This window comes from Streptomyces sp. NPDC001406, assembly GCF_042895285.1.
Taxonomy (GTDB): domain Bacteria; phylum Actinomycetota; class Actinomycetes; order Streptomycetales; family Streptomycetaceae; genus Streptomyces.
Map to the genome: position 1 here is coordinate 336817 of NZ_JBIAWG010000009.1, position 14490 is coordinate 351306.

At 73.6% G+C, this 14490-nt stretch carries 14 protein-coding genes; 8 read left to right on the forward strand and 6 right to left on the reverse strand.

What is annotated here, in order from left to right; all coding sequences use genetic code 11:
- Positions 1–113 precede the first annotated feature (113 nt).
- Positions 114–698, reverse strand: a complete 585-nt coding sequence (locus ACFY1J_RS23665; RefSeq protein ID WP_390710536.1) for a hypothetical protein — start codon at positions 696–698, stop codon at positions 114–116.
- Positions 699–981: 283 nt separating this feature from the next.
- Between ACFY1J_RS23665 and ACFY1J_RS23670 the strand changes: the two genes are divergently transcribed.
- From ACFY1J_RS23670 to ACFY1J_RS23685, 4 genes are all read left to right on the forward strand, one after another.
- Positions 982–2067, forward strand: coding sequence for a WD40/YVTN/BNR-like repeat-containing protein (locus tag ACFY1J_RS23670; protein ID WP_390731815.1), 1086 nt, complete (start codon positions 982–984; stop codon positions 2065–2067).
- A 118-nt stretch (positions 2068–2185) separates the two neighbouring features.
- Positions 2186–2863 carry a uracil-DNA glycosylase gene (locus ACFY1J_RS23675; protein ID WP_390710534.1) on the forward strand — a complete coding sequence of 226 codons (678 nt, stop codon included), beginning with the start codon at positions 2186–2188 and terminating at the stop codon, positions 2861–2863.
- Positions 2860–3849: an N-acetylglucosamine kinase gene (locus tag ACFY1J_RS23680; protein WP_390731816.1), complete on the forward strand. Its 990-nt coding sequence runs from the start codon at positions 2860–2862 to the stop codon at positions 3847–3849. Before ACFY1J_RS23675 ends, ACFY1J_RS23680 begins: the two co-directional genes overlap by 4 nt.
- 142 nt (positions 3850–3991) lie before the next feature.
- On the forward strand, positions 3992–4915 hold the full coding sequence (locus ACFY1J_RS23685; RefSeq protein ID WP_390710532.1) for a sirohydrochlorin chelatase: 924 nt from the start codon (positions 3992–3994) through the stop codon (positions 4913–4915).
- Positions 4916–5018: 103 nt separating this feature from the next.
- Here the strand turns inward: ACFY1J_RS23685 and ACFY1J_RS23690 are convergent, their stop codons facing one another.
- A complete protein-coding gene (locus ACFY1J_RS23690) occupies positions 5019–6050 on the reverse strand; it encodes a lactonase family protein (RefSeq protein WP_390710531.1) in 1032 nt (343 codons plus the stop codon).
- A gap of 93 nt (positions 6051–6143) precedes the next feature.
- Positions 6144–7631, reverse strand: coding sequence for an FUSC family protein (locus tag ACFY1J_RS23695; RefSeq protein WP_390731817.1), 1488 nt, complete (start codon positions 7629–7631; stop codon positions 6144–6146).
- Positions 7632–7893: 262 nt separating this feature from the next.
- Here ACFY1J_RS23695 and ACFY1J_RS23700 point away from each other — a divergent pair, with 262 nt between their 5' ends.
- The 3 genes from ACFY1J_RS23700 (at position 7894) to ACFY1J_RS23710 (ending at position 10776) form a co-directional block, all read left to right on the forward strand.
- Positions 7894–8373: an Lrp/AsnC family transcriptional regulator gene (locus tag ACFY1J_RS23700; protein WP_390710529.1), complete on the forward strand. Its 480-nt coding sequence runs from the start codon at positions 7894–7896 to the stop codon at positions 8371–8373.
- A gap of 20 nt (positions 8374–8393) precedes the next feature.
- Complete coding sequence (locus tag ACFY1J_RS23705; protein WP_390731818.1) at positions 8394–9095, forward strand: HAD family hydrolase; 702 nt, start codon at positions 8394–8396, stop codon at positions 9093–9095.
- A 259-nt stretch (positions 9096–9354) separates the two neighbouring features.
- Positions 9355–10776 (forward strand): MFS transporter, encoded by a 1422-nt coding sequence (locus ACFY1J_RS23710; protein WP_390710527.1) that lies wholly within the window; start codon positions 9355–9357, stop codon positions 10774–10776.
- 36 nt (positions 10777–10812) lie between these two features.
- Here ACFY1J_RS23710 and ACFY1J_RS23715 read toward each other — a convergent pair whose 3' ends face one another.
- Positions 10813–11559, reverse strand: coding sequence for a LysR family substrate-binding domain-containing protein (locus ACFY1J_RS23715; protein WP_390710526.1), 747 nt, complete (start codon positions 11557–11559; stop codon positions 10813–10815).
- Between the two features lie 58 nt (positions 11560–11617).
- On the opposite strand from ACFY1J_RS23715, the gene ACFY1J_RS23720 reads away from it, so the two are divergent.
- A complete protein-coding gene (locus tag ACFY1J_RS23720) occupies positions 11618–12016 on the forward strand; it encodes a DUF5997 family protein (RefSeq protein WP_390710525.1) in 399 nt (132 codons plus the stop codon).
- Positions 12017–12039: 23 nt separating this feature from the next.
- Here ACFY1J_RS23720 and ACFY1J_RS23725 read toward each other — a convergent pair whose 3' ends face one another.
- Together ACFY1J_RS23725 and ACFY1J_RS23730 are read right to left on the reverse strand one after the other, a co-directional pair.
- Positions 12040–12939, reverse strand: a complete 900-nt coding sequence (locus ACFY1J_RS23725; protein ID WP_390710524.1) for a peptidoglycan-binding protein — start codon at positions 12937–12939, stop codon at positions 12040–12042.
- Positions 12939–14486, reverse strand: coding sequence for a DUF6519 domain-containing protein (locus ACFY1J_RS23730; protein WP_390710523.1), 1548 nt, complete (start codon positions 14484–14486; stop codon positions 12939–12941). The genes ACFY1J_RS23725 and ACFY1J_RS23730 overlap by 1 nt, the downstream gene beginning before the upstream one ends.
- Positions 14487–14490 lie beyond the last annotated feature (4 nt).

The window sequence follows — 14490 nt, forward strand, 5'->3', positions numbered from 1 at the left end:
CCGGCCATGGGCCCACGGCGCGCCGTCGGTCGGCCGTCATTCGACCGTCCCGCCCCTTGTTCGGTCCCTGTGCGCCGAGTGGTGTCGCCCCGGCGGGCGGAGCCGGCCCGGGATCAGCCCGTCATCCGGCCCCACTGGGGGCCCAGGCGGGCCCACTCCGTGTCCCATCGGTCCATGCGGCGTCGTTCCAGGCGGCCGCGCAGGGCGCGGCCGGCCACGAAGGGGACGACCGCCGCGCTCACACCGCCCAGGGTGCCTATCAGGCCGGCGCGGAGACGGGCCTGGGAGGCGGTGGCGGGTCTGGTGACGAGGTGGCCCTGCGGGTCCGTCCAGACGGTGACCGGTGTGCCGGCCCCGCTGCCGGGCGCGACCCGTGCCTGGCCGGTGTGCAGGGAGCCGTCGGCCACGGTCCAGCGCACCTTCGCCCACACCCGCTCGCCGCCCGAAGCCCCAACGTCCGATGTGGCGGATCCCGGCGCCTTTCCGATGACCCGCGCCACGACGGGCCGCCACTCCAGGCGTTCCCGGGCCAGCCCCTGCTCGACCGTGCGGGCCGTCACCAGACCGGCGAGCACCCCGGCCAGGACGGTGAGCCCCCAGGCGCCGAGCAGCACCCAGGCCTCCACCATGTCGGCACGACGCCTGAGCGGGTTGCGCCGCCAGCGCCACAGCCACACCTTCGGACCACGGAACGCCATCAACGGCATCCTCCTCAACGAGCGCACGGACAGGCCGGACCGCCCTCCCATACGGGAGAGGTCCTCTCGTTGCTCAGGGCGAGCCCCCGTCCCGACGGTCGCACGAGAGTCGCCGCTCGCGCAGGCTTCTGCCGCAACGTGCGCTCCGGAATTCCGCGACAGGCCGACACCAGCCCTCCGACCTGCGACGACGTGGTTTCCATGGGTCGTTGTCAGTGCCGGGGTGCACACTGGCCGATGTCTGAAAACTGTTCGTGACAAAGACGTCCCGGAGGTGGTCGGCATGACCGAGGTACTGCTCGCCGTGGGCACCCGGAAGGGTCTGTTCATCGGGCGGCGGCGGGGAGGGGCCTGGGAGTTCGACGAAAGTCCCCACTTCAACGCCCAGGCCGTGTATTCGGTGGCCCTCGACACCCGCGGCAGCACCCCGCGGCTGCTGGCCGGGGGCGACAGCGCGCACTGGGGCCCGTCGGTGTTCCACTCCGACGACCTGGGCCGCACCTGGACCGAGCCGTCCCGACCGGCCGTCAAGTTCCCCCAGGACACCGGCGCCTCGCTGGAGCGGGTCTGGCAGCTGCACCCGGCCGCCGCCGAGCCGGACGTGGTCTACGCGGGCACGGAACCGGCCGCCCTGTACCGCTCGGAGGACCGGGGGGAGAGCTTCGAGCTGGTGCGTCCCCTGTGGGAGCACCCGACCCGCTCCCAGTGGGTGCCGGGCGGCGGCGGTGAGGGCCTGCACACGGTGCTCACCGACGCGCGCGACCCGAATGCCGTGACCGTGGCCGTCTCCACGGCCGGGGTGTTCCGCACCACGGACGGCGGGGCGAGCTGGGCGCCGTCCAACTCCGGTGTCTCCGCGGTGTTCCTGCCGGATCCGAACCCGGAGTTCGGCCAGTGCGTGCACAAGGTCGCCAGGGACGCGGGCAACCCGGACCGGCTGTATCTGCAGAACCACTGGGGTGTGTACCGCAGCGACGACGCGGGCGCGCACTGGACCGACATCGGCGAGGGACTGCCGTCGACGTTCGGTTTCGCGGTGGCCGCCCATCCGCACCGCGCCGACACCGCGTACGTCTTCCCGATCAACGCCGATGCCGACCGGGTGCCCGCCGACCACCGCTGCCGGGTCTTCCGCACGGCGGACGCGGGCAAGAGCTGGGAGCCGCTGTCGGCCGGACTGCCGGCGGAGGACCACTACGGCACGGTGCTCCGGGACGCCCTGTGGACGGACGACGCGGACCCGGCGGGCGTGTATTTCGGCAACCGCAACGGCGAGGTGTACGCCTCGGCGGACGACGGCGACAACTGGCAGCAGCTGGCCTCTCATCTGCCGGACGTGCTGTGCGTGCGGGCCGTGGCCGTCGGATGAGGTCAACTCCCGCAAGGAAAGGAGGTTCCGGTCATCCGGGCCGACGGTTCGGTCAACCTCGGTCGGACTGTGGCCACCGCTTGATCGTCACCCTGTGTACGGCAGTAGGGTGACGCCCGTGGCACCACGACCTTTGCATGAAATCGTCGAAGCGGGCTGGGCGAAGGCCCTGGAACCCGTCGCCGGACGGATCGCCGAGATGGGCGACTTCCTGCGCACGGAGATCTCCGCCGGACGCACCTACCTGCCGGCCGGAGCGAACGTTCTGCGGGCCTTCCAGCAGCCGTTCGACGACGTACGCGTCCTGATCGTCGGCCAGGACCCGTACCCGACACCGGGACACGCGGTGGGGCTGTCGTTCTCCGTCGCGCCCGAGGTCCGTCCGCTGCCGCCCAGTCTGATCAACATCTTCCGGGAGCTGAACACCGATCTGGGCCTGCCGCAGCCGTCCAACGGTGATCTGACGCCATGGACGCAGCAGGGTGTGCTGCTGCTCAACAGGGCACTCACCACGGCCCCGCGCAGCCCGGGGGCGCATCGCGGCAAGGGCTGGGAGGAGGTCACCGAGCAGGCCATCCGCGCGCTGGCCGGGCGCGGCAAGCCGCTGGTGTCCATCCTGTGGGGCCGCGACGCCCGTAATCTGCGGCCGCTCCTGGGCGCTCTGCCGTCGGTGGAGTCCTCGCATCCCTCGCCCATGTCGGCCGACCGCGGCTTCTTCGGCTCGCGCCCGTTCAGCCGGGCCAATGACTTCCTGATCCAGCAGGGGGGACAACCGGTGGACTGGCGCCTGCCGTGACCGCCGCCGCGGCGGACGGATCCGGCTTCCTGGCCGTCGACTCGGGGGGCTCCGGCCTCCGTGCCGTGGTCGGCGTCGCCGGCCGGGGGCCGTCGGCCCAGCGGGAGTCCGGGGAGCCGGTGTGCACCGGTGCGCGGGGGATCGATCCCGGCCATCTGCTGGAGCAGCTGCTGCCCATGGTCCGTGGCCTGGTCGCCGAGACCGGGGTGAGCGGGCTGGACACGGCTGTCGTGGGCGCCGCGGGGTTCGCCACCCTGGGCGAGGCATTGCGCGCCGAACTGCCGGGTGCGCTGGCCCGGGAGCTCGGCGTGCGGACCGTCGCGCTCGCCGCCGACGCCGTCACGGCCTATGTCGGCGCTCTGGGACCGCGCCCGGGTGCCGTGGTCGCCGGCGGTACGGGTCTGGTGGCGATCGGCACCGACCTGACGTGCTGGCGGCGGGCGGACGGCTGGGGGCATCTGCTGGGCGACTGCGGGAGCGGGGCCTGGATCGGGCGGGCCGGCCTGGAGGCGGCGCTGCGCGCCCACGACGGGCGGGACGGCGGCTCCGTACGGCTGCTGACCTGCGCCGAGGAGCAGTTCGGCCCCGTGACGGGCCTGCCGGGCCTGCTCTACCCGCGTTCCGACCGGCCCGCCGTCCTCGCCTCCTTCGCGCCCCGGGTGGCCGACTGTGCGGACGGGGACCCGGTCGCGGCCGGCATCCTGCGTGCGGCGGCCCGGCACATGGCCGAGTCCGCCGCCGCGGTGTGCCCTGCGGCGGGTGAGCCCCGCATCGCTCTCACCGGTGGCCTGTTCAAGATGGGTGACCCGCTGCTCGTACCCCTCGCGGAGGAGTTGGCGAGACGGCTGCCGCAGGCGCTGCGGGTCCCGGCCGAGGGGGACCCGTTGCACGGCGCCGTGCGGGTCGCGACCGACCTTGCGGCGGGTCGGCTCACTCTGCCGAGTGAAGAGACGATGTTGTACATCGTGACCGGAAAAGGTGATTGATCCGCTTGGTGGCGCAACTGTCCATCACGTGCCCCGATCACTTCTGATTCGCGCGTAACTCATCAGACAAAACCGGACGGATACCGCTCACCTGCACCCTCCCCGAACAGAGGAGCCCAGGAAGCCACTAACATGCGGCTCCATGAGCTCCCCCACTGGGCCCGTGTCCGGCCTGCCAGTACGAATGCCGCGACCCCGCCAGCCCGGACGGCACCGCCGCCCCGAACCGCTGGTGGCTCCCGAGGGCGCGCCCGCGCTCGTCCTCGCGGTGCCCGGTACGCCGAGCGCCGCCACGCGCAGCCTTGCCGAGGAGGTCGTGAGCATCGCCCGCTCCGAGCTGCCCGGTCTGGATGCCCGGATCGGCTACCTGGACGGGGACGATGCCGAGTTCCCCACCCTCCGGTCCGTCCTGACGCACGCCGCCGAGGAGCGCACCGCCCGCTACGAGCAGGCCGTCGCCGCCGGTGTCGAGGTCAAGGAGCCCGACGGCCCGGTCGCCGTCGTCGTCCCGCTGCTGGCCGGTCCGGACAGCGCGCTGCTGCGCCGGGTGCGCCAGGCCGTCATGGACAGCCGGATCGCCGCCGACCTGACCGATGTCCTCGGCCCGCACCCGCTGCTCGCCGAGGCGCTGCACGTGCGGCTGTCCGAGGCGGGCCTCGCCCGCGCCGACCGCGCCCGTCTGTTCACGGTGGCGACCGCCGCCGACGGCATCATCCTCGCGTCCGTGGGCGGCGACGAGGCCGTGCAGGCGGCCGGGATCACCGGCATGCTGCTCGCCGCGCGGCTCGCCGTGCCGGTGATGGCGGCGGCCCTGGACCAGGACGGTGCGATCACCTCCGTCGCCGAGCAGCTGCGGTCCTCGGGCTCGCAGCAGCTGGCGCTGGCGCCGTACCTGATCGGCCCCGAGATAGACCCGGGCCTGCTGGAGGCGGCCGCCGCCGAGGCCGGCTGCGCGACCGCCGAGGCGCTGGGCGCGTACCCGGCGATCGGCAAGCTCGCCCTGGCCAAGTACACGACGGCGCTGGGCATCGCCCCGCAGCAGCCGCAGGGCACTCCGGTCCGCTGACGCCGCACGGCACCTGTAGGACACAGGGCCCGCTCCCGGGACGGGGCGGGCCCTTCGTCTTGTGCGGCGAGGCGGGCGGGGCCGGCGAGGCCGGGCGGCGGGCTCAGCCGAAGACCACGCAGGAGGCCGCGGGTACCGCCACCGAGCCGTCGTAGCGCGGCATGCCGGTCAGCGGATCGATGGCGAACCAGGTCACCTCCCCGGAGCGCTCGTTGGCCGCGTAGAGGAAACCGCCGGACTGGGCGAGGGCACGGGGCCAGTGGCCGCCGCAGGGGACGGTGCCGGTCAGTCGCAGCCCCTCCCCGTCGACCGCGAACACGGACAGGACGTCCTCGCCGCGGGTCGCGGTCCACACGAAGCGTCCGTCGGGCGAGACGACGATGCCGGAGGGGTAGGCGTCGCCGGCCGGAGCTCCGGGCAGCACCGGGGTCTCGGTCAGCGGCTTCAGGGAGCCCTGTTCCGCGTCCCAGCGGCAGACGGTGACAGTCGGGGTGAGTTCGTTGACGACGTAGGCGTATCCGCCGCCGGGATGGAAGGCCAGGTGGCGGGGGCCGGAGCCGGGGCGCAGGGCGAACTCGCGGTGCACCGCCAGGGTGCCGCCGTGCAGGGTGCAGACCCGGACCGAGTCGGTGCCGAGGTCGACGCTGACCGCCCAGCGGCCGCTGGGGTCCGGCTGCACCTGGTGGGCGTGCGGCCCGCGCTGGCGTCGCTCGTGCGGACCCGAGCCGGTGTGCTGGAGCAGCCCGGAGGCGGCATGGGCGAGGGTGCCGTCGGGGCGGACGGGGACGGCGCTGATGCTGCCGGAACCGTAGTTGGCGGTCAGGACGTGGCCGTCGAAGCGGCTGAGGTGGGTGGGCCCGCTGCCGCCGACCGGGACCGGCGGCCCGGCGAGGCGTGGTTTGTCGTCGTGGACGTGGTAGGCGGCCACCGCTCCGTCGGCGGTCTCACTGACCGCGTACAGGGTGCGCCCGCCGGGCGCGAGCGCGAGGTACGACGGGTCGGGCACACCGTCGACGCTCTCCAGGAGGGCCAGGGCGCCGCTGTGCGGGTGGACCGCCGCGGTGACGACCCCGGGCCCGCCCGCCGCCGTGAACGACCCGATGAACGCCCTTTGCCGCCTGCCGCCGTCTGCCACCGCTGTCCCCTCTCGGTACGAGCCAGTACGAGCCGGTACGGGGCCGACGGTAGCAGTTTGCGGTCTAGACCAAGGCCTTCGGGTCGGCGCGTCTCAGGCGCCGACCAGGGGTGACCCCGCCGGGGTGCGCAGGGGCTCGGCGAGTTCGGCGAGGGCACGTTCCACACCGTGCAGGTGGGCGAGGGCGGGTTCCGCGGGCGGTTCGGCGGGGCAGGTGATGTGCTCCGAGCCCCTGGTGAGCGCCTCGACGGCCGCTTCGACGCGCCAGCAGGCGGCGGCCAGCCGGGCGTCGTGGGAGGCCTCCGGGTCGGCGGCGACGGCGACCAGGCCGCGGATCTCCCGGGCGCAGTCGTCCAGCAGGGTGAGGACCCGGCGGGCGCGGCGCTTGCGGCCGAGCATCGGGTTGAGCGGGTGCACGAGCGGCGCGACCGAGAGCCGTACCCGGCCGAGCAGCTGCTCCAGTTCGGCCACCCGTGGCGCGGGGTCCGCGGTGGGCGAGCCGGCGAGCCGGGCCGCGGCCTGCGCGGTGCACAGGTGCACGCAGCGCAGGGCGCGCTGGATCCAGGCGTCGGTGGTGAGGTGGGTGGTGACGGGCAGCACGAACAGCACGGCGAGCACGGCACCGAGGGCGCCGACGCCGGTCTCCGCGAGGCGCAGGACGAGCAGGCCGGGGCTCAGGACGCCGAGGAGGCCGTAGAGCAGTTCGGCGAGCAGCGTCACCCAGAGCATCATCCAGGTGTAGGACACGGCGGCCGAATAGAAGATGCCGAAGACGGCCACGGCGACGAGGACCGCGGTGGGGGCCGGGGCGCCGTGCACCGGGACGGCGATCAGCAGGCCGAGGCCGATGCCGATGACCGTGCCGAGCACCCGGCGGAAGCCCCGGACCAGCGTCTCGCCGCGCGAGGCGGTGTTCACGAAGATCCACCAGGTGGCACCGACGGCCCAGTACCAGCGCTGTCCGGACACCAGGTGGCCCACGATCAGCGCGAAGCCGGCGCCCGCGGTCGCCTGGACGGCCTGCCGGGTGGTCACCCGGGCCAGGCCGGTGCCGGCGGTCGGGGCGGGCGCGGCCACCGGGGGCAGACGGCGCTCGTAGCACCACAGCCCGAAGCGCACCGCCGCCGCGGCGAGGACGGACAGCAGGACGGCGGCGTACAGCTCCGGCAGCTGTCCCGCGGTGGCGTGCAGGAACTGGGCGATGAAGAAGGTCATGAAGGCGAACACGCCGAGGCTGTGCCCGCGCGGACCCCAGCGGCGCGCGTACACACCCGCGCCGACGACGGCGAGGAAGGCGAGGTCCCGCGCCACGGGGTGGTCGTGCAGCTCGGCCGCCGCGGCGAGCACCGGCAGGCCCACGACGGGCAGCAGCGCGGTGGTGACGGCCTGCCCGCGGACGGTGGCGTCGGCGACCGTGAACAGTGCGAGCAGCGCGGCGAGCCCGCCCGTGACGGCGCCCGCGAGGGAGTGTCCGGCCAGGCCGCAGACGACCACCGCCAGTCCGATGCCGAGCACGGCCCGCGCGGCGAAACGCAGCCGCAGCCGCCCCGGGTCCGGAGCCACGAACACCCTCTTCAGCACTGCTTTCCCGCCCCCTGTGGACACTGGCATGGAAAAGGCGCCGCGGGATCCGCAGCGCCATCGACGCCTCCATGACAGCATCAACAGGGTCACTGGCTCAAGTCTCTTCCGCATCACTGAACCATTGGCACAACCGAGGTCGGTCGAGGACGTCCGGCGACGGGCCAACGGACCAGACCGGACGGCTCACCCGCGCTGCTGTGAGCTGTGCCATTGGTACTGTCGTTGGTGATCATCGAAGGGACGAGGAGGCCGACACGCCATGGCCGTGGACGAGCTCGACACCCGCATCCTGCGACTGCTGCTGGAGCAGCCGCGTACCAGCGTGCGCGAGTACGCCCGCATCCTCGGCATCGCCCGCGGCACCCTGCAGGCCCGGCTGGACCGCCTGGAGCGGGAGGGCGTGATCACCGGCACGGGTCCCGCGCTGTCCCCCGCGGCGCTGGGCCACCCGGTGCTGGCCTTCGTGCACATCGAGGTCACCCAGGGCCACCTCGACGACGTCGGGGACGCGCTGGCCGCCGTACCGGAGATCGTCGAGGCCTTCTCGATCACGGGCGGCGGGGATCTGCTGACCCGGGTCGTGGCGCGGGACAACGCCCACCTCGAGGACGTGATCCAGAAGCTGATCAGCCTGCCCGGCGTGGTGCGCACCCGGACGGAAGTGGCGCTGCGCGAGCGCGTCGCACACCGGCTGCTGCCCCTGGTGGAGTCGGTCGGCCGGACGGCCGCGCGCACCTGACGCCAGGCATCCTGGACGCCATGAGCAGGTTCGGCCGACTCGGCACTGTCGCGGTCATCTTCGATCTCGACGGAACGCTGGTGGACAGCGAGCCCAACTACTACGAAGCGAGCCGGGAGACCCTCGCCGAGTACGGCGTACGCGGCTACACGTGGGCGGACCACGAGAGCTACGTCGGGGTCGGCACCCTGGAGACGGTGATCGTCTGGAAGCAGCGATACCGCCTCACCGCCCCGGTCGACGAACTGCTCGCCGCGACGAACCGCCGCTATCTGAAGCTCGCCCGCACCCGCACCCGCGTGTATCCGGAGATGCGCGCGTTCGTGGAGCTGCTGGCGGCCGAGGGCGTCCCGACGGCCGTGGCCTCGGGCTCCTCCCCCGAGGCCATCGAGGCGGTGCTGGCGGGCACGGGCCTGGACGCCCGGCTGCGCACAGTCGTCTCGGCCGACGAGGTGCCTCGCGGCAAGCCCGCGCCCGACATCTTCCTGGAGGCGGCGCGGCGCCTCGGGGCGGCCCCCGCGAACTGCGTGGCCCTGGAGGACGCGGCACCGGGCGCGGCGGCCGCGCACGCGGCGGGGATGCGCTGCATCGCGATCCCGTACGTGGCCGCACAGGCCGACGCCCCGGAGTTCGCCACCGCGGGGCTGCTCCTGCGGGGCGGCCAGGCGGAGTTCACGGCGCAGTCGGCATACGCGTGGCTCCTGGGCACGGGCGAGTCCTGACGGACAGCGTGCCGTAGGTCCGTGTACGGGGGGCGTCGAGTCCGTGAACGGGGGCGTCGCCCGGTCGGCGCAGTCCGAGTAGGAACTGTTCTTCGGATGTGTCACGGCCCTCTCGGCCAGCAGCCGCATCAGCCGCGCGGCCCGCGGGCGGCCCGCGGCGGCGTAGGGCGGTCGTGGCACGACGAGCGCGGGGCGGTGCCGGTTTCTACGGTGATCGCAGGAATCCACGACGCGGTGGACCGCTCCGGGCGGAGGCCCCATGACCACAGTGCAGGCCGGCTCCACGGAGCCGGTCACCGACGAGCGACGCTGGAAGGCGCTCGCGGTCTGTCTGACGGCGGGCTTCATGACCCTGCTCGACACGTCGATCGTGAACGTGGCGCTGCCCTCGATGGAGCAACGGCTGCACGCGGCGCAGGCCGACCTGTCGTGGGTGGTCTCCGGCTACGCCCTGAGCTACGGCCTGTTCCTCGTGCCCGCGGGCCGGCTGGGCGACCTGCGGGGCCGCAGGGAGACCTTCATCGTCGGGGTCGCCCTGTTCACGCTGGCCTCGGCGGCCTGCGGGCTGGCGCCGACCGCCGGGTGGCTGGTGCTGTTCCGGCTGCTCCAGGGGGTGGCGGGAGGCATGATCGCGCCCCAGGGGTCGGGGCTGATCCAGCAGATGTTCCAGGGCGCCGAGCGTGCCCGGGCGTTCGGCATGTTCGGCAGTGTCGTCGCCGTCTCCACCGCGGTCGGCCCGCTGGCGGGAGGGCTGCTGATCGAGGCGTCCGGCAGCTGGCGCTGGGTGTTCTTCGTCAATCTGCCGATCGGCGTGGCCGTGTTCGCCGCGGCGCTGCGCCTGCTGCCCGAGTCCCCTCCGAAGGGCTCTGGGGAGGGGTTCGACGTACCGGGCGTGCTGCTGCTCGGCGCCGGTGCGCTGGCGATGATGCTGCCCCTGGTGCAGGAGCAGGCGTGGCCCGGGCGGCGCAAGTGGGTGCTGGTCCCCGTGGCCATGGCGCTGCTGGTGGCGTTCTGGGTGTGGGAGCGGCGGCAGGGGCGGCTGGGGCGGGGGCCGCTGGTGGACCTGCGGCTGTTCAACCGGCGTTCGTTCACCTGCGGGTCGCTGCTGAGCCTGGTGTACTTCGCCGGCTTCACCTCGGTCTTCTTCGTGTACACGCTGTTCCTGCAGAACACCCTGGACTACAGCGCGCTGGCGGCCGGGCTGGCCGCGATGCCGTTCGCGGCCGGCTCGGCGGTCGCCGCGCTGGCCGGAGGACGGCTGGTCGTCCGGTACGGCCGCAGGCTGGTGGTCTGGGGGCTGTGCGCCGTGGTGCTCGGCCTGCTGGGGACCATGGCGGCCGTGTGGCTGGTGCCGGGTGTGGGCGTGGGATGGGCCGCGGCCCTGCCCCTGCTCGTCGCCGGGGTCGGCTCGGGCCTGACCACCTCCCCCAACACCGCCCTCACCCTCGCCCGCGTCCCGGTGCGCCGGGCCGGCGCGGCCGGAGGGGTGCTGCAGATGGGGCAGCGGGTCGGGTCGGCGGCCGGCATCGCCGCCGTGGGCGCTGTGTACTTCGCGCACCTCGCCAACCACGGCCGGGCTTCCGGAGCACTGCAGCTGGGCGTGCTGACGGCCCTCCTGTTCGTCCTGGCCGGCCTGGCCCTGGCCGTCGCCGACCTGGGCGACCGCGCCCCGCAGTCCTGACCGCGGCGTCTCCTGGGCAGAGCCGGAACCCCGGCCCTACGACCGTTTCCGGGGCCTGCCCCGCTTGGTGCCCTGCGAGCCGCCGGAGCGGCCTCGTGGGTTGCGTGCCGCCGACTTGCCCGCGGCGGGCTTCTTCTCGGGGCGCTTGCCCTTCTCCTGCGCCGGGGGCTGGGCGCGGCCGCGGGTGCTGTTGACCGTCCGCCCGCGGACGATGCCGATGAAGTCCTCGACCAGGTCGGTGGTGGCCTCCTCCGGCCAGGACAGCGCGATGCTCGACCGGGGGGCGTCCACGACCGTGCGGTAGGTGAGGTCCCTGCGGTGGTGCAGACGCGCCAGGGACTGGGGGACGACCAGAAGGCCCACGCCGGCCGCGACCAGCTCGATGGCGTCGGCCGTGGTGGCCGGGCGTTCGAAGGCGGGCTCCCCGGGCGGGCTGTCCCAGTCGAAGACGTCGTCGAGGGGGTGGAAGAGGACCTCGTCGGCGAGGTCGTCCAGGGTGACCTCCTCGGCCGCCGTGATCAGGTGGTCCTTGGGGACCACGACCACCGTCGCCTCGGTGTAGAGGGGGATCGCGCTGAAGAACGTACGGTCGACCGGCAGCCGTACGAACCCGGCGTCGGCCCCGCCGTCGCGCAGCACGTCGGACGCCTCGGCGGCCGTCACCTGGAGAAGGGTGAGGGGGATGTCGGGCAGGCGCTCGGTCCAGATCCGTACCCACTTGGCGGGCGTCACGCCGGGGACGTACGCGAGCCGGAACGACGGTGTTTCCTCCGAGCCTGTCACCAGGCCAGGTTACCGGCCGTGGTCGGACCTCCCGTACCCGGCCGATACCCTTGACCTCATGAGTTCGCAGCAGACCGGCCAGACGATGAAGCCCGCCACGGCGGCGAAGAAGCTGGGTGTGTACCTCCCCGCCACCCCCGCCGAGTTCCAGGAGGGTGTCGTCTCGCGCGCCGAGCTGAACGAGCTCCAGGCCGATCCGCCCCAGTGGCTGCGCGAACTGCGCGCCAACGGCCCCCACCCCCGCCCCGTGGTGGCGGCGAAGCTCGGGGTCTCCATCTCGGGCCTGGCGCGCGCCGGGGTCACCGAGGCCCTCACCACCGAGCAGATCGAGGCGCTGAAGCAGGAACGGCCCGAGTGGCTGGAGAAGGAGCGCGCCACCCAGGCCGAGGTCCGCAAGGAATCGGTGCGCGTCAAGAGCCTGAAGCGGGACAAGGAGCAGAGCGCCGAGCGGGACTGAGGCCCCGCCCGGGCGCGGCCCGCTCACCCGCCCGACGGCACCTTCAGCCGGTCCCAGCTGACCTTGCCGGGGATGCCGTCCGCGTCCTTGCCCTTGAAGCCCAGCTTGTGCTGCCAGGCGGCGTACGACTTGCGGTCGGCCTCGGTCCACTCGGGGCTCGGCCCGCTCTCGTAGTGGCCGCAGCCCTCGGCGACGAGTCGGCGGCCCATGGCCGTGATGACCGGCGACCTCTGCCCGATGTGGAAGAAGCCGCTGCCCGGAAACGGCGCGTGCGCCGGCTTCGGCGCGGGCTTCGGGTCGGTCGGGCCGCCCGGGTCCTTCCCGCCGCCCCTGCCGGCCAGCCGTTCGGCGATGCGCGCCCGCATGCTGTCCATCGTGAAGCCGCGCGGGTCCTGCTTGCCCGGCTGCCACTCCTTGTGCCCGATGACGGAGCGCTCGGACCAGCCGTAGTGGCGGCAGATGGCGGCCGAGACCTTCTCGATGGCCTCCTTCTGCGCCTCGGGCCAGGGGTCCCTGCCGTCGCCGAGGTTGATGCACTCGAAGCCGTAGAAGTGCCGGTTGCCGTCGACATCGGCCTCGTTGTCGTGGGGCAGTCTCGTCTCGTTGACGACGGCGCGCAGGACGTCGCTGTCGCCGAGGCCCGCGTGGTTGGCGCGGCCGTTGCCGACGAGGTGGACATGGCCCTGCTTGTCGATCACACCGTGGCACAGCGGGCCGGGCAGGCCGGAGTAGCCGTTGTAGCAGATACCGACGGAGGCGGACGTGCCGGAGGTGACGGTGTGGTGGATCATGACACCGTTCACCGGTCCCCAGGGGCCCTTGCTGTTGCGGTTGTGCTGACGCCAGTTGCGCACCTCGTGGACGGTGACGCCCTCGGCACGCAGGATCTCCACCAGCTTGGACGCGCTCATCGGCTGGGCCATCAGCGGTCTCCTTCCACGGCGGCCTCGGCCGCCGCTGTGGTCTGTGAGCGGCCGCCGGAGGGATCGGCCTCCGCGGCCTGTTCCTCGCTCGCGGCCTGTGCCTCGGCGGCGAGCGTCGCCTCGTCGGCCGCCGGAATGCCGACGGCGAGCGGTCCGAAGGCCAGGCGCAGGTCGACGGTGCCGCCCTCGCCCCTGACCAGGGCCAGCGGCGCGAAGTGCCGGGCGATCCCGGCGGGCGCCGTCAGCAGGGGGCGGCGGGCCGGGTCGGTGGGCCACTCGACGCTGCCGGTGGCGGTGCGGGCGGGGATCAACCAGTGGTCGCCGGTGCGGTAGCCGCCGCCCTTGGCGAAGTACACCTCGACACCGTCCTCCAGGGGCAGCCACTCCCCCTCGGTGACAGGCACCGCGCCGCCCTTCAGGGCAGCGGTACGGCCCTTGCGGCGCGGCCCCTCGCGGTGGTCCCAGCGGCGCAGGAACGGATGCAGATGCGGCAGCCGTCCCACGCCCGGGTCCGGCTCGCCGGAGAGGCGGACGCGCCGGCCCGGCAGGTCCAGTTCCTCGACCCGCAGCAGGGGCAGCGCTTCGAGGCGGGAGGCGTAGGCGGTGTCGGTGAACTCGACGAGGTCGCCGACGTCCAGGTCCAGCTTGTCGTCGAGGCCGAGGGTGGCCAACTGCACCCAGGTGCCGTCGAGTTCGTCGACCGGGAAGACCACCGAGCCGTTCTCCCGGGACCACTTGAAGGTGGCGTCCTTCGCCTCGCCGCCCGCGTGCACCTCCACCCGGTACAGCTGGTTCTCGGGTCCGCGGTAGCGGGCGTCGGGCCGGACCAGGCACGGGTCCTCGTCGGCGTGCTCGGGCCGCTCGCTGCGGGCGGCGAGCCGCGCCGAGGGGGCGGCCTGGCCCTGTGCCCAGCGGTCGAAGGCGGCGCGCACCACCTCCTTGGCCGGTTCGGCGTCCTCGATCTCCAGCTCGGCCAGGGACAGCGGCAGGACCTGCCAGACGACCTTGGCGCGGACGGCGGTGTCGGGCAGGGCGGCGCCGAGGGCGACCTCGCGCAGCGCCGGGTCCTCGGCCGCACAGACGGCGCGCTCCCACACCTTGAGGTAGACCAGGAACGGTGTCTGGGCGGGCGAGGGCAGCCGGTCGCCGGGCTTCTCGGGGTCGCGGAAGCCGTCGGGCTGGTTCCAGTAGTCCCAGTAGGTCGCCGCGGCCGGCTCCGGTTCCCCGGCGTCCTCGTCGGGCACGGGCGTGCCCGGTGCCGGGCGGTCCGCGTCGCACAGGATGCCGTCCACGTAGTAGCGGCCGCCGTGGATGTACAGGGTGTCGATGTCGTGCTTGCCGCCCACGTACTCGATGCGGAAGCCGGTCGCGTCGCGCGGTCCGCCGTACCGGCCGATCAGGTCCGCGGTGAGGGTGCGGGCCTGGTGGAGCTGGATCGCGGTCTGCTCGTTGAGGTCGGCGTCGAGCTGGACGCGGCCCTGCTGGGCGACGACCGCCGAGTAGTGCCGCTCCGGACGGAACGTGGCGCGGGAGAGGTCAGCGTGCATGGAA

Bases quoted from the DNA above. Each gene is read 5' to 3' on its own strand.
- ACFY1J_RS23665 (WP_390710536.1), bottom strand. From the start codon at position 698: ATGGCGTTCCGTGGTCCGAAGGTGTGGCTGTGGCGCTGGCGGCGCAAC.
- ACFY1J_RS23670 (WP_390731815.1), top strand. From the start codon at position 982: ATGACCGAGGTACTGCTCGCCGTGGGCACCCGGAAGGGTCTGTTCATC.
- ACFY1J_RS23685 (WP_390710532.1), top strand. From the start codon at position 3,992: ATGAGCTCCCCCACTGGGCCCGTGTCCGGCCTGCCAGTACGAATGCCG.
- ACFY1J_RS23700 (WP_390710529.1), top strand. From the start codon at position 7,894: ATGGCCGTGGACGAGCTCGACACCCGCATCCTGCGACTGCTGCTGGAG.
- ACFY1J_RS23705 (WP_390731818.1), top strand. From the start codon at position 8,394: ATGAGCAGGTTCGGCCGACTCGGCACTGTCGCGGTCATCTTCGATCTC.
- ACFY1J_RS23710 (WP_390710527.1), top strand. From the start codon at position 9,355: ATGACCACAGTGCAGGCCGGCTCCACGGAGCCGGTCACCGACGAGCGA.
- ACFY1J_RS23720 (WP_390710525.1), top strand. From the start codon at position 11,618: ATGAGTTCGCAGCAGACCGGCCAGACGATGAAGCCCGCCACGGCGGCG.
- ACFY1J_RS23725 (WP_390710524.1), bottom strand. From the start codon at position 12,939: ATGGCCCAGCCGATGAGCGCGTCCAAGCTGGTGGAGATCCTGCGTGCC.
- ACFY1J_RS23730 (WP_390710523.1), bottom strand. From the start codon at position 14,486: ATGCACGCTGACCTCTCCCGCGCCACGTTCCGTCCGGAGCGGCACTAC.